Raw genomic sequence first — 14,428 nt, 5'->3', positions numbered from 1 at the left:
GCGATGGAGGGAGCGCGAGAGCGCAGGTCACTTCGCGGGCGAGGTCTCGTCGACCCAGAGGTCTTCGACGTTCTGATGGGTCAGCTCCGTCGCGTTCAGCTGAATCCCCTTGAGCCACGGCTGCACCGCCATGACCGCCTTGTTGTAGTTGAAGAACCAGACCGGGGCCTCTTCATAGAGCAGCGCGTTGGCCTTCTGCAGCAATTGGGTGCGCTTGGCGGGATCGTCGGCCTGCCCGGCTTCGTCGATGATCTTGTCGAAATCAGCGTTCTTGAAGGTCATGTAGTTGCACGCCGGCTGCGGCGTCGACGAGTGGAAGCATTTGAGGGCAGCCAGCGGGTCCGGGCCGCTCGCCTGGGAATAGATGAAGGCCTGGTAGTCGCCGGTGCGAACCACCTCCGCCAGCACCGCGGTCTCGACCTGCTTGACCTTCGCCTTGATGCCGACCTTGTCCAGCATCGGGATGACGGCCGAGACGATCGGCAGGCCCCAGCTCTCGTTCTGGCTGGTGGTCCATTCGAATTCGAAGCCTTGGGGATAGCCGGCTTCAGTGAGCAGCTGCTTGGCCTTGGCGGGATCGTAGGGGTACGGCTTCATGGCCTTGTCGTAGGCCGGAGCGGTCAGCGGCAGCCAGCTGGTGGCGCGATAGGCTTTGCCCTTGACCAGCTTGTTGATGATCAAATCGGTATCGATCGCGTAGTTGATCGCTTGCCGGACGCGCTTGTCGGCAAACGGCTTGAACGTTGGATTCATGCCCATATAGCGCGTGAAGACCTCGGCGACCTCGACGATGGTGCCCTTGAGGGCGGCATCGGACTGATAGGCGACATATTGCGCAGGTCCCAGCACCGAGGTGTCGATCTCCTTGTTGCGGAAAGCGACGTCGCGGGCCGCGGCCTCGCCCATGACCGCCACGATGATCTTGTCGGCGTAGGGCTTGCCGGGCTTGTAGAACCGGTCCCACCGCTCCAGCACGATGCGCGATCCCGGCACATGCTCGACGAACTTGAACGGTCCGAGCCCGATCGGCTTCTGGATGAAGCTCTCCTTGGCGCCCTCGTCGGCCGGATAGATCGAGGTCAGCGCGGTGAAGAAATAGAAGCCCGGATCGACCTTCTCGGTCAGCTTCATCTCGATGGTGAAATCGTCGATCTTCTTCAGGCCGGAGATCTCCTTGGCCTGGCCCTTTTCGACCGCGGCCGCGCCCTCGATCACGCGGACGTATCGCGCGCCGGGAAACGCCTTGGTGCCGTCCATGATGCGGTTGTAGGACCAGATGATATCGTCGGCCGTCATCTTGCGGCCGTTGTGGAAATAGGCGTCGTCGCGCAGCTTGAAGGTGTGAACGAGGCCGCCGCCGGAGACCACGTCCTCCTTGGCGAGTTCCAGGACCGGTTTGCCTTCCGCGGAATTCCAGATGTAGAGCGAGCGATGCAGCGCTTTGGCGTAGATCTCGTCCTGGGCGCGCTGCGTGGTGTGAATGTCGAGGCTGGTGAAGCTCGATCCGTAGGGCGCCGTCATGCGGATGGTTCCGCCCTTGCGCGGCGTCTGGGCCTCCGCCGCGCCGGCGAGCGCCAGCCCCAACCCCGCGACGATCGCAATCATCCTGAACATCATGTGTCCCCCAACAACGCAGGTGCATGTCGATCAGAGATTTGATCATTCGCAGCCCATCGAATGCAAGCTTCGTTTTTGCTGGAGACCAATGTCTGTTCCGGGAGGCCGGCCCTTCGAGAGAACTCCGGAGGGGCAGGTTGCATCCACCCAGCGATGCAAGCCGCTGATTGACGCGGTGCGTCATCGGACGAGCGCCGATGGACCCCCTTCCCCCCCAGCGATTCCGAATTGCTTCGCTGCGTTCGCAATGACGGAGCGTGGAGCGCGCTCCTCGCGCGACGTCTTCAGCCGGACAATTCCGGCTGCCAGTCCCTCAGCTTTCGCGCAGCACCCGTAACATCGGCGATCGTCCGAAACGCCGCGGCCTCCACCATCATCCCGCGCGCGAGCCGCACGGCGCGCGCCTCGCTCTCCGCCCGCTTCTTCGCATCCTCGATCAGCTCGAAGTCGATATTGTGGGCGAGGCCGAAGATGCGGCGGATGATCTTCGCCGCGGCGAAGCCGATGGTGTCAGCGAACAGGCGCTGCATGTAGGATTGCCGCTCGGCCTCCAGCCGCGCGGCGCCCTTCTCGCCGGCGAAGAGCGAGGCGGGATAGGCATCGCCTGCGGCGCCGGCGCGCCAGAGCTCGAGGAATGTGCGCGCAAACTCGCTCCACACCGCTTCCACGGTCTTCAGAACCCAGGCCTCGAACGCGGCCCGCTCGCCCGGCGTGCGCTCGTGGCCGGCGGAGGCGAAATAGGCCATCAGGAGGTTGGCGAGCACGGCGCCGACGTCGAACCCCATCGGGCCGTAGAACGCGAATTCGGGATCGATCACCCGCGTCTGGCTCTCCGTGACCATGATCGACCCGGTGTGGAGATCGCCGTGCAGCAGCGCCTCGGGGCTTGCCATGAACTTCAGCTTGAGCCGGGAGATCGCGACGTGCAGCTCCATGTCCTCGCGCAGGCTTGCCGCGTGCGCATCGAGATACGGCGCGGTCCAGCGGTTTTGTTCGGCGATACGGTACGGATCGGTGAAGATCAGATCCTCGGTGATCTTGCAGAGCGCGTGGTTGCCGGCGAAAGCCGCGATGCCCTCTTTCTTTTCGGCTGCGGACAGCGCGAGGTCGGAGGTGAAGAACAGCGTCCGCGCCATGAACGTGGTGATGTCGCCGACGAAGCCGGGATACTGCGTTCCCGCAACCAGCCCCTTGCGCATGATGATGTGGGGCTCGAGCAGCTCCATCACCGTCAGCGCCAGATTCTCGTTGTGATGCAGCAAAGCCGGCACGAGGCCGGGTGCGAGCTGGGCCTGCTTCGACAGCGCCAGATATTCGTAATGAGCCCGCGACAGCGGCAGCGGCCAGCTTTCGCCGACGAGGCGGACGTAAGGAAGCGCCTGCTTCACGGCGACGCCGCCCCGCGCGCCCTTGACGATGAAGACGAGGTTGAGATTGCCGTCGCCGACCTCGGTGATTGTCCAGCCGGCGGGATCGCCGCCGAGGAGCGCCTCGAGGTCCGGCAGGCCCGCGAGATAGTCCCGCAAGGCCGCCTCATGCAGAATCCGGTAGTCCCCCTGCCCCTGCGCCATGACGATCCCACCCCATTCCTATTTGAGCATGATCTTCTCGGAAAAAGCGCGTCACACCTTTCCGGATCATGCTCCATGGGCCGGACCGTTACTCCCGCTCCAGGAAGCTCGAGCCGATCTCGGCCTTTCTTTTGATGGGATCGTAATCACAATAAACGAGATCCGCCACCAGCGTGTAGCTGGCGCTGACATTGTATTTGTCTGTTTTGACCGAGTTCAGCCCGATCACCGAGGTGCTCTTGCCGCCGTTCCATTTGAACGGCGTCGAGCTCTTGGCCTGCTCGCAGGCCATCACGGCTTCGTTGAAGACATAGCCCTCGACGAACGCCTTCAGCGTTCGCACCTGCACCGCCATCTTCCACTCGACATAGCCGATGGCGCCGAGGCCGGCGACGATCAGCACCAGAAGCGCGATGACGATCCGCTGAAAAGTCATTCGTTCCCCCCGAAACAATATAGATGGAAAAATCTAGAACGGCATGCCCATCAGCTTCGACAGGCGCTCGATCGAGAGATAGCCCGCGTGATAGGCGACCATGGCGATCCCGTAGATGATGGCCGAGATGATCGTGGTCCAGATCAGCTTGCCGCCCATCCGGGTCAGGATCGGGGCACCGGGGTCGGTGCCGGGCGCGCCGACGCCGTCCTCGTGCTGGCTGCGCACGCCGAACGGCAGCGTCACGAACAACGCGACCCACCAGATGACGAAGTAGATCGCGATCGCGGTTGATATCTGGATCGCCATGGGACGGCCTTACGCCTGCTCGATTTCGACCAGCGCGCCGGAAAAGTCCTTCGGGTGCAGGAACAGCACCGGCTTGCCATGGGCGCCGATCTTCGGCACGCCGTCGCCGAGCACCCGCGCGCCCTCCTTCACCAGCGTATCGCGCGAGGCAATGATGTCGACGACCTCGTAGCAGACATGGTGGATGCCGCCGTCCGGGTTGCGCTCGACGAATTTTGCGATCGGCGAGGCCTCGCCAAGCGGCTCGATGAACTCGATCTTGGTGTTGGGGAGCGTGGCGAACACCGTGATGACGCCGTGCTCGGGCAGCGGCACGGCGTCGGAGATCTGCGCGCCGAACGCGGCGCCGTAGATCTTCGCGGCCTTGACGGCATCCTTGGTCGCGATCGCGACATGATTGAGCCGGCCCAGCATGGTTCTCTCCCGTTAGACTGTCAGTACGTGTACCAGACAGGGGGGCTTTTTGCCCCAATGTTCGTTGATGACGGCCCGGACAGCGCGTCGCACCGATTCAGCCAGCGCATCCGCATCGCGGCGGCGCGCCTTCGGCAGGCCCTCGACGGTCGAGACCACGGCATCGAAGACGATGTCGTCGAAGGGCTCGCCGGCCCGGTTCTTCTCGGGGATGCCGACCAGATCGACCTCGGGATCGTCGGCGAGCTCGCCCTGCTCGGTCATGGCGATGGCGACGAAGGCGCAGCCGGAAAACGCCATGCGGCGCCGCTCGACCACGGCGCGGGACTTGGAATCCTCCAAAATCGTGCCGTCCTTGTAGAGACGGCCCGACGGGACCTCGCCGACGATACCGGGATCGCCGGGGCCGAGCTTGACGAGGTCGCCGTTGCGGCAGACCAGCACACGCGGCACGCCGGCGGCGCGCGCGAGCTTGGCGTGCTCGTGCAGATGCAGGGCCTCGCCATGGACGGGGATCAGCAGCTGCGGCCGGGTCCAGGCGATCAGGTCGCGCAATTCGTCGCGGCGGGGATGGCCGGAAACGTGGACCAGCGCGTCGCGGTCGGTGATGATCTCGACGCCCTGCAGCACGAGGTTGTTGATGATCGAGCCGACGGCCTTCTCGTTGCCGGGAATGGTGCGCGAGGAGAAGATCACGCTGTCGCCGCGGTTGAGCGTGATCTCGGGATGGTCGTCATTGGCGATGCGCGCGAGCGCGGCGCGCGGCTCGCCCTGGCTGCCGGTGCACAGCGCCAGCACCTTGTCCTGCGGCAGGTGGCCGTAGACCTCGGGCGAGCGGAAATTCTGCACGCCGTCGAGATAGCCGGTCTCGCGCGCGACCTGCACCACGCGCTCCATGGCGCGGCCGACCACGACGACCTCGCGGTCGGCGGCTTTCGCGGCGGCGGCGACAGCCTTGATGCGCGCGACGTTGGAGGCGAAGGTCGTGACAGCGACGCGGCCCTTGGCCGATTTCACAAGGTCGATGATGGTGCGGGCGACCTCGGCTTCCGAGGGCGAGCGGCCGTCGCGCACCGCGTTGGTGGAATCGCCGATCAGGGCGAGCAGCCCCTCGTCGCCGAGCTCGCGCAGCCGCTTCTCGTCGGTCGGACGCCCCAAGGTCGGGGTCGGGTCGATCTTCCAGTCGCCGGTGTGCAGCACCGTGCCGGCCGAGGTGTGGATCGCCAGCGCGTGCGCTTCCGGAATGGAATGCGCGACGGGGATGAACTCGACGTCGAACGGGCCGACGTCGATGCGCCCACCCGACGGCACCACCGTCACCGGGATCTTCGGCGCGTTGCGCTCGGCGGCGCATTTGGCCTCGAACAAGGCGGCGCTGAACTGCGTCGCGTAGATCGGGCATTTCAGCTTCGGCCAGAGATCGATGATGGCGCCGAAATGGTCCTCATGGGCGTGGGTCAGCACGAGGCCCATCAGGTTCTTGCGCTCCTTCTCCAGGAAGGAGATGTCGGGCATGATCAGGTCGATGCCCGGCAGATGCTCCTCGTCGCCAAAGGAGACGCCGAGATCGACCGCCATCCACGCGCGCTGCTGGCGGTTGCCCAGGCCGTAGATCGACAGGTTCATGCCGATCTCGCCGACGCCGCCGAGCGGCGCAAATACCAGTTCCTCGGGCTTCGCCATCACGCAGCTCCCACCGAGCGGACCGGACCGAAGAACACCTCGCCTGCGGCCACTGGCACGCGGCGGCCCTCCGGGGTGCGGACGATCAGGCAGCCGGTGTCATCGATGGTGTCAAAAATGCCTTCCAGCGTCATCGTCCCCGTATGAATTGCGACCTTCTCGCCGAGGCCGGCGGCGCGCGCCAGCCACAGCTTGCGTATCTCGGCAAAGCCGCGGCCGTTGTCCCAGATGCCGCGGAACTCGACCCAGGCGTCGGACAGCGCCGCGAACAGCTCTTCCGCGCTGATCTGGACGCCGAGCGCGGCGAGCGACACCGCCGGCGTCGGGGTACCCTCGGGCGCGGCGACGACATTGGTGCCGATGCCGACGACGATGGCAAGGCGATCGCCGATGGCCTCCGCCTCCAGGCCGATGCCAACCAGCTTTTTGCCGTTGGCCAGGACGTCATTGGGCCATTTCAGGGCGTAGCGGGGACGGCCCTCGCCGAGGCGGAGCGCAGCCTCGAGGCTGACCTTCTCGAGCGCGGCTTCTTCGGCGAGACCGGCGGCAAAGCCGATGGTGGCGGCAATTGCCGGCGCCACGTCCAGGACTTCGAGAACGCTGGCGGCGAGATTGCCACGCGGCGCGATCCAGGGACGCTGACGGCGGCCGCGGCCGGCGGTCTGCTCCGACGTGACGAACCACATCGGGCCGCGCTCCCCGGCCCTGGCGCGCTCGATCGCCTCGGTATTGGTCGAGCCGGTCCGCTCGAAAGCTGCGAGCCTGTAGCCCGCCGACAATGCGCGAGGACCGAGCGCGAAAGCCATCCTAAAACAGCGACTTTGCCGCGGCGGAGGCGACGCTCACCACGGGACCTGCGAACAGCGCGAACAGGATGTTGAACAGGCCGAAAACCGCCAGCACCGTCTTCACCTCGACGCGCACCGGATCGACCTGGCCGGCCGGCTCGTCGAAATACATCGTCTTGACGATGGCGAGATAGTAGTAGGCGCCGACCACGCTGGTGAGCACGCCGACGACGGCGAGCGTGAACAAATTCGCCTTGATGGCCGCGACGAACACGTACCATTTGGCGAAGAAGCCGGCGAGCGGCGGAATGCCGGCGAGCGAGAACAGCAGCATCGCGAACATGAAGGCGAGCAGCGGATTGGTTCGCGACAGACCTGCGAAATCGCGGATCTCTTCGACAGCCTGGCCGTTGCGGCGCATGGCGAGGATGATCGAGAACGAGCCCAGCGTCATCGCGACGTAGATCACGATGTACATCAGGACGCCCTGCGCGCCCTCGACCGTGCCCGAAGCGAGGCCGACCAAGGCAAAACCCATGTGGCCGATCGAGGAATAGGCCATCAGGCGCTTGATGTTGGTCTGGCCGATCGCGGCGAAGGAGCCGAGCGCCATCGAGGCGATCGACACGAACACCAGGATCTGCTGCCACTGCGAGACGATGCCCGGGAATGCGGTCAGCGTGACGCGGGTGAACACGGCGAGCGCGGCGACCTTCGGCGCCGAGGCGAAGAAGGCGGTGACCGGGGTCGGCGCGCCCTCGTAGACGTCGGGCGTCCACATGTGGAACGGCACCGCGGAGACCTTGAAGCAGAGGCCGACGAGCAGGAAGACCAAGCCAAACACCAGGCCGACATTCGAGACCGTCGCCGCCGCGGCGATGCCGGTGAAGCTGACCGTGCCGGTGAAGCCGTAGATCAGCGAGGCGCCGTAGAGCAGCATGCCCGAGGACAGCGCGCCGAGGACGAAATACTTCAAGCCGGCTTCGGTGGACTTGGCGTTGTCGCGGTTGGAGGCGGCGACGACGTAGAGCGCCAGCGACATCAGCTCGAGGCCGAGATAGAGCGAGATCAGATCGCCGGCCGAGATCAGCACCATCATGCCGAGCGTCGAAAGCAGCACCAGGATGGAATATTCGAAGATGCGGCGCGACGGATCCGACAGGAACTCGGTCGACAGCACCAGCGTCACCGCCGAGCCGATCAGGGCCAGGATCTTCATGAAGCGCGCGAAATCGTCGACGATGAAGCTGCCGCCGAAGGTCACCTGCTTGCCCGCGGGCAGCATGTATTCGAGCACGCCGACCACGACCAGGAGCACCACGGCCAGCGAGGTGATCGCGCCGGTCGTCCCCTGCCCGCGATAGGCGCCCAGCATCAGCAGAGCCATGGCGCCGATCGCCAGCACGATCTCGGGCAGCACCGGCGCCAGTTGATAACCTGCAGTCTCAAAGCTCATGGCGATATCCTGACCTGCCCGATCACTGGAGCAGTGCGGCGGCCTTCACGGCCGTCACAGCGGTGTTGTAATTGTTGACGAGTTGCTGGACCGAGGCGGCCGACATGTCGAGCACCGGCTTGGGATAGACGCCGAACAGGATCGTCAGCGCGATCATCGGGAACAGGATCACGCACTCCCGCAAGGTGAGATCCTTCATGCTCGCCAGCGACGGCTTGACCATCGCGCCGAACACGACCTTGCGATAGAGCCACAGCGCATAGGCCGCCGAAAGGATCACGCCGAAGCTGGCGAAGAACGCCGTCGGGATCGAGACCTTGAAGGTGCCGAGCAGCGTCATGAACTCGCCGACGAAGCCGCTCGTGCCGGGCAGACCTACATTGGCCATGGTGAAGACCATGAAGGTCATCGCGTAGAGCGGCATCCGGTTGACGAGGCCGCCATAGGCCGCGATCTCGCGGGTGTGCAGACGGTCGTAGACGACGCCGACGCAGAGGAACAGCGCGCCGGAGACGATGCCGTGCGAGATCATCTGGAACACGCCGCCGGCGACGCCCTGCATGGTGCCGGCGAAGATGCCCATGGTGACGAAGCCCATATGCGCGACCGAGGAGTACGCGATCAGCTTCTTCATGTCCTCCTGCATCAACGCCACCAGCGAGGTGTAGATGATGGCGATGGCCGAGAGCGTGAACACGAACGGCGCGAAATCGTGCGAGGCCAGCGGGAACATCGGCAGCGAGAAGCGCAGGAAGCCGTAGCCGCCCATCTTCAGGAGGATCGCGGCCAGGACCACCGAGCCCGCCGTCGGCGCTTCGACGTGCGCGTCCGGCAGCCAGGTGTGCACCGGCCACATCGGCATCTTCACCGCGAAGGAGGCGAAGAACGCCAGCCAAGCCCAGGTCTGCAACGACCGCGGCACGGCGGTGTGCATCAGGGTCGGGATATCAGTGGTGCCGCCGTTCCAGTACAGCGCCATGATGGCGAGCAGCATCAGGACCGAGCCGAGCAGCGTGTAGAGGAAGAACTTGAACGATGCATAGACCCGGCGCGGGCCGCCCCAGACGCCGATGATCAGGAACATCGGGATCAGGCCGCCTTCGAAGAACAAATAGAACAGCACGAGATCGAGCGCCGAGAAGGTGCCGATCATCAGCGTTTCCAGAATCAGGAACGCCATCATGTATTCGCGGACGCGGATGCTGATCGCCTTCCAGCTCGCGATGATGCAGAACGGCATCACGGCGGTGGTGAGGATCACCAGCGGCAGCGAGATGCCGTCGACGCCCATGTGGTAGGTGATCCCGGTCGCGAGCCAGTTCGCCTTCTCGACGAACTGGAAGTCGGGATTGCTGGGGTCGAAGCGCATGACCAGGATCACCGACACCGCGAAGGTGATCAGCGTGGTCCAGAGCGCGATCCAGCGCGAGTTGCGCTTGGCCGCCTCGTCATCGCCGCGGCTCAAGTAGACGATCAGCGCGCCGACCAGCGGCAGGAACGTGGTGACCGATAGGATGGGCCAGGTCGTCATTTACTGGCCTCCAAAGCCGAACATGAACCAGGTGATCAGGCCGGCGGCACCGATCAGCATGGCGAATGCGTAGTGATAGAGATAACCGGTCTGGATCTTCACGACGTTGCGGGTGACGTCCAGCACGCGGGCCGAGACGCCGTCGGGGCCGAGGCCGTCGATGATGAAGCCGTCGCCCTTCTTCCAGAGCTGATAGCCGATCCACTTCGCCGGACGGACGAAGATGATGTCGTAGAGCTCGTCGAAGTACCATTTGTTGAGCAGGAACTGGTACAGCATCGGCTGCGTGTTCGCGAGCTCGACCGGCAGATAGGGCCGCCGGATGTAGAACAGGTACGAGACGAGGAAGCCCAGCACCATCATCACCGTCGGCAGGAACGCGATGGTCTCGGGGATGTGGTGCATCTCCTCGATGATATGCGGGTTCATCTTCACGGACTCGCGGAAGAATTCCTCGACGCCGTGACCGGCGAACAGCTCCTTGAACGGCAAGCCGGCAACGAACGAGCCGACCGCGAGCACGCCGATCGGGATCAGGATCCAGAGCGGGGCCTCATGCGCGGCCTCGTAGTGATGCTCGTCATGCGGTTCACCGTGGAATGTCTTGAAGATCAGGCGCCAGGAGTAGAACGAGGTCAGGCCGGCGGCGACGATCGTCATCAGGAAGCCGTACACCCCGAACGGATTATGCGAGGCGTAGGCCGCTTCGATGATGGCGTCCTTGGAGAAATAGCCGGCCGTGAGCGGGAAGCCGGTCAGCGCAAGGGTGCCGACCACCATCACCGCATAGGTGTAGGGGATCTTCTTCCAGAGGCCGCCCATGTTGCGGATGTCCTGCTCGTGGTGCATCGCGTAGATCACCGAGCCGGAACCCAGGAAGAGCAGCGCCTTGAAGAAGGCGTGCGTGAACAGATGGAACATGCCGACCGAATAGGCCCCTGCTCCCATCGCCACGAACATGTAGCCGAGCTGCGAACAGGTCGAGTAGGCGACGATGCGCTTGATGTCGTTCTGGACGAGGCCGATGGTCGCGGCGAAGAACGCCGTGGTCGCGCCGAAGAACATCACCACGGCCTGGGCTGTCGGGGCGAGCTCGAACAGCGGCGACAGGCGCGCCACCATGAAGACGCCCGCGGTGACCATGGTCGCGGCGTGGATCAGCGCCGACACAGGGGTCGGGCCTTCCATCGCGTCCGGCAACCAGGTGTGCAGCAGGAACTGCGCCGACTTGCCCATCGCGCCCATGAACAGCAGGAGGCAGGTCAGGGTCAGCGCGTCAACGTGCCAGCCGAGGAAGTCGATGGTCTTGCCGGTGAGGCCGGGCGCGGCATGGAAGATCGTCTCGAAATCGGTCGAGCCGACCAGCATGAAGACCGCGAAGATGCCGAGCGCAAAACCGAAGTCGCCGACGCGGTTGACGACGAAAGCCTTGATCGCCGCGGCATTCGCCGACGGCTTCTGGTACCAGAAGCCGATCAGGAGGTAGCTGGCGAGACCCACGCCTTCCCAGCCGAAGAACAGCTGCACGAGGTTGTCCGCGGTCACCAGCATCAGCATGGCGAAGGTGAACAGGCTGAGATAGCCGAAGAAGCGCGGCCGGTTCGGATCCTCGTCCATGTAGCCGATGGAATAGAGGTGCACGAGCGAGGACACGGTCGTGACCACCACCAGCATCACGGCGGTGAGCGTGTCGACCCGTAGCGTCCACCAGACCTGGAGGTCGCCGGAGAAGATCCAGGGCAGCAGCTGGATGCGGGCGTCGTGGTGCATGAAGCCGACATCGACCAGCGTCATCCATGACAGCGCGGCCGAGACGAACAGCAGCCCGGTGGTGATCAGCTCGGCAGCGCGCGAGCCGGCCGCGGCCGGCTCGGCCGGGCCGTGGCCGTGGCCGTGGCCGTCATGGCCGTGATCGTCGTGTCCGTGTGAATCATGGGCGGCCGAAGCGTGCGCATCGCCGTGACCATGGTCGCCATGATGATCGAGCTCGTCGCCCGAGGGGTTGCGGGCATGCGCGCCGGCCAGGGCGATGAGCCCTGCCAGAATGGCGCCCAGCAGAGGCAGGAAAACGATTGCCTGAACCATTTGAGAGCTCAGCCCTTCATCAGATTGACGTCCTCAACCGCGATCGAGCCGCGGTTGCGGAAATAGACCACCAGGATGGCGAGACCGATCGCGGCTTCAGCGGCTGCGACGGTGAGCACCAGCAGCGCGAAGACCTGGCCGACGATGTCGCCGAGGAAGGTCGAGAATGCCACGAGGTTGATGTTGACCGAGAGCAGGATCAGCTCGATCGACATCAGGATGACGATGATGTTCTTGCGGTTCAGGAAGATGCCTAGGATCCCGAGCGTGAACAGGATCGCGCCGACCGCCAGGTAATGTCCGAGCCCGATCGTCATTTTACCCACTCCGCCGCATCGGCATCCGAGAGCCCCTGCCCCGGCGCCACCTTGCGCATCGCCATCGCCATCTCGGGCGTGCGCGCGTTCTGAACGTTGATGTCCTGCCGCTTCACGCTCGCCTTGTGGCGCAGCGTCAGCACGATGGCGCCGATCATGGCGACCAGCAGCACCATGCCCGAAAGCTGGAAGTAGTGGATGTACTTCGTATAGAGGACCAAGCCCAGCGCCTCGGTGTTGGAGACGTTGGTCGGGATCGGCGCCGTAATCGTCTTGCTCAGGGTCGGGTTGATGATCCAGGCACCGACGGTCAGCAGCAATTCGAACAGGAAGATGCCGCCGATCACGAGGCCCACCGGCAGATACTGGATGAAACCTTCGCGCAGCTCGACGAAATCCACGTCGAGCATCATGATCACGAACAGGAACAGCACTGCGACCGCGCCGACATAGACGACGATCAGCATCATGCCGAGGAACTCGGCGCCCATCAGCACGAACAGGCCCGATGCGTTGACGAAGGCCAGGATCAGGTACAGCACGGAGTGCACGGGATTGCGCGAGACAATCACCATCACCGCCGAGGCGACGCAGACGCCGGCGAAGAGATAGAAGAACAGCGCGGGAAGGATCATGCCCTCACCTCACCGGTACGGCGCGTCGAGTTCGATCGCTTTCGCGATCTCGCGTTCCCAGCGGTCGCCGTTGGCGAGCAGCTTGGCCTTGTCATAGAACAGTTCCTCGCGGGTCTCGGTCGCGAACTCGAAGTTCGGGCCTTCGACGATGGCGTCCACAGGACATGCCTCCTGGCAGAGGCCGCAATAGATGCACTTCACCATGTCGATGTCGTAGCGCACGGTGCGGCGGGTGCCGTCGTTGCGGCGCGGGCCGGCCTCGATGGTGATGGCCTGCGCCGGGCAGATCGCCTCGCACAGCTTGCAGGCGATGCAGCGCTCTTCGCCGTTCGGATAGCGGCGCAGCGCATGCTCGCCGCGGAAGCGCGGCGAGATCGGGCCTTTCTCGAACGGATAGTTCAGTGTCGGCTTCGGCTGGAAGAAATAGCGCATGGCGAGGAAGAACGCCGAGACGAATTCCGACAGCAGAAGCGAGCGTGCAGTGGCGTTGACGTTGATACCCATGACGGCCCTCACTTCGGCGCGATGCCGGCGAACTGCAACACGCCCGCCACTATGACCACCATCGCCAGCGACAGCGGCAGGAACACCTTCCAGCCGAGGCGCATCAGTTGGTCGTAGCGGTAGCGCGGCACGATCGCCTTTGCCATCGCGAACAGGAAGAACATGAAGAACAGTTTCAGCGAGAACCAGATGATGCCCGGCACCCAGTTGAAGGGCGGCAGATCCACCGGCGGCAGCCAGCCCCCGAGGAACAGGATCGTCGCCATCGCGCACATCGTGACGATCGCGACGTATTCGCCGAGCATGAACAGCAGATACGGGGTCGAGCCGTATTCGACCATGAAGCCGGCGACCAGCTCGGATTCCGCTTCGACGAGGTCGAAAGGCGGACGGTTGGTTTCCGCCAGCGCCGAGACGTAGAACACCACGAACATCGGGAACAGCGGCCAGACGTACCAGTTCAGGATGGTGAGCTGCGGCAGCCCGATCAGGCTGGCAAGGCCGCGGACGTGCTGGGCCTCGACGACGGCCGACAGGTTCAGCGTGCCGGCGCAGAGCAGCACCGTGATGATGACGAAGCCGATCGAGACTTCGTAGGACACCATCTGCGCCGCCGAGCGCAGCGCGGCCAGGAACGGATACTTCGAGTTCGACGACCAGCCGGCCATGATGATGCCGTAGATCGACAGCGACGAGATCGCGAAGATGAAGAGGATGCCGACATTGATGTCGGAGATCACCCAGCCGAGATTGGTCGGGATCACCGCCCAGGCCGCGAGCGCCAGCACGCACGACACCAGCGGCGCCAGCAGGAAGACGCCCTTGTTGGCGCCGGCCGGGATGATCGGTTCCTTCAGCACGAACTTCAGAAGGTCAGCGAAGGACTGGAACAGGCCCCAGGGGCCGACCACGTTCGGGCCGCGCCGGATCTGCACCGCCGCCCAGATCTTGCGGTCGGCCAGCAGGATGTAGGCGATCGCCACCAGAAGGACGACGAGCACCAAGACGCTCTCCGCGATCATGATGATCAGCGGCCAGAGGAAACCGGTCCAGAATGCGCTTTCGAAGAATTCCATCAGATC

The 14,428-nt window shown here is 64.4% G+C and carries 14 protein-coding genes; all 14 read right to left on the bottom strand.

The window, feature by feature from the left end:
* Positions 1-27: 27 nt before the first annotated feature.
* On the bottom strand, positions 28-1,617 hold the full coding sequence (locus XH83_RS15850) for an ABC transporter substrate-binding protein (protein WP_194407856.1): 1,590 nt from the start codon (positions 1,615-1,617) through the stop codon (positions 28-30).
* Positions 1,618-1,901: 284 nt separating this feature from the next.
* Positions 1,902-3,188: an S-methyl-5-thioribose kinase gene (gene mtnK, locus XH83_RS15845; protein ID WP_194407855.1), complete on the bottom strand. Its 1,287-nt coding sequence runs from the start codon at positions 3,186-3,188 to the stop codon at positions 1,902-1,904.
* A gap of 88 nt (positions 3,189-3,276) precedes the next feature.
* Entirely contained in the window at positions 3,277-3,624 is a 348-nt protein-coding gene (locus tag XH83_RS15840) for a hypothetical protein (protein ID WP_194407854.1), read from the bottom strand.
* A 33-nt stretch (positions 3,625-3,657) separates the two neighbouring features.
* A complete protein-coding gene (locus XH83_RS15835) occupies positions 3,658-3,933 on the bottom strand; it encodes a DUF1467 family protein (RefSeq protein ID WP_194407853.1) in 276 nt (91 codons plus the stop codon).
* Between the two features lie 9 nt (positions 3,934-3,942).
* Positions 3,943-4,347, bottom strand: coding sequence for a methylmalonyl-CoA epimerase (gene mce / locus XH83_RS15830; RefSeq protein WP_135164390.1), 405 nt, complete (start codon positions 4,345-4,347; stop codon positions 3,943-3,945).
* Positions 4,348-4,359: 12 nt separating this feature from the next.
* On the bottom strand, positions 4,360-6,030 hold the full coding sequence (locus XH83_RS15825; protein ID WP_194407852.1) for a ribonuclease J: 1,671 nt from the start codon (positions 6,028-6,030) through the stop codon (positions 4,360-4,362).
* Entirely contained in the window at positions 6,030-6,836 is an 807-nt protein-coding gene (locus XH83_RS15820) for a biotin--[acetyl-CoA-carboxylase] ligase (RefSeq protein ID WP_194407851.1), read from the bottom strand. The genes XH83_RS15825 and XH83_RS15820 overlap by 1 nt, the downstream gene beginning before the upstream one ends.
* Position 6,837: 1 nt before the next feature.
* A complete protein-coding gene (gene nuoN, locus XH83_RS15815; RefSeq protein ID WP_194407850.1) occupies positions 6,838-8,274 on the bottom strand; it encodes an NADH-quinone oxidoreductase subunit NuoN in 1,437 nt (478 codons plus the stop codon).
* Positions 8,275-8,296: 22 nt separating this feature from the next.
* On the bottom strand, positions 8,297-9,805 hold the full coding sequence (locus XH83_RS15810; protein ID WP_194407849.1) for an NADH-quinone oxidoreductase subunit M: 1,509 nt from the start codon (positions 9,803-9,805) through the stop codon (positions 8,297-8,299).
* Positions 9,806-11,890 (bottom strand): NADH-quinone oxidoreductase subunit L, encoded by a 2,085-nt coding sequence (nuoL, locus tag XH83_RS15805; RefSeq protein ID WP_194407848.1) that lies wholly within the window; start codon positions 11,888-11,890, stop codon positions 9,806-9,808. It lies immediately after the preceding gene.
* Positions 11,891-11,898: 8 nt separating this feature from the next.
* The gene (nuoK, locus tag XH83_RS15800) at positions 11,899-12,207 is read right to left on the bottom strand and encodes an NADH-quinone oxidoreductase subunit NuoK (protein ID WP_008547737.1); all 309 of its coding nucleotides are present in this window, start codon (positions 12,205-12,207) and stop codon (positions 11,899-11,901) included.
* A complete protein-coding gene (locus tag XH83_RS15795; RefSeq protein ID WP_194407847.1) occupies positions 12,204-12,842 on the bottom strand; it encodes an NADH-quinone oxidoreductase subunit J in 639 nt (212 codons plus the stop codon). The genes nuoK and XH83_RS15795 overlap by 4 nt, the downstream gene beginning before the upstream one ends.
* Positions 12,843-12,851: 9 nt before the next feature.
* On the bottom strand, positions 12,852-13,346 hold the full coding sequence (gene nuoI / locus XH83_RS15790) for an NADH-quinone oxidoreductase subunit NuoI (protein WP_014494864.1): 495 nt from the start codon (positions 13,344-13,346) through the stop codon (positions 12,852-12,854).
* An 8-nt stretch (positions 13,347-13,354) separates the two neighbouring features.
* Complete coding sequence (gene nuoH, locus XH83_RS15785; RefSeq protein WP_194407846.1) at positions 13,355-14,422, bottom strand: NADH-quinone oxidoreductase subunit NuoH; 1,068 nt, start codon at positions 14,420-14,422, stop codon at positions 13,355-13,357.
* Between the last annotated feature and the right edge of the window lie 6 nt (positions 14,423-14,428).

This window comes from Bradyrhizobium sp. CCBAU 53351 (genome assembly GCF_015291745.1).
Taxonomy (GTDB): domain Bacteria; phylum Pseudomonadota; class Alphaproteobacteria; order Rhizobiales; family Xanthobacteraceae; genus Bradyrhizobium.
The sequence above is the reverse complement of the archived record's forward strand: the minus strand, read 5'-3'. Positions and strand labels throughout refer to the sequence as shown.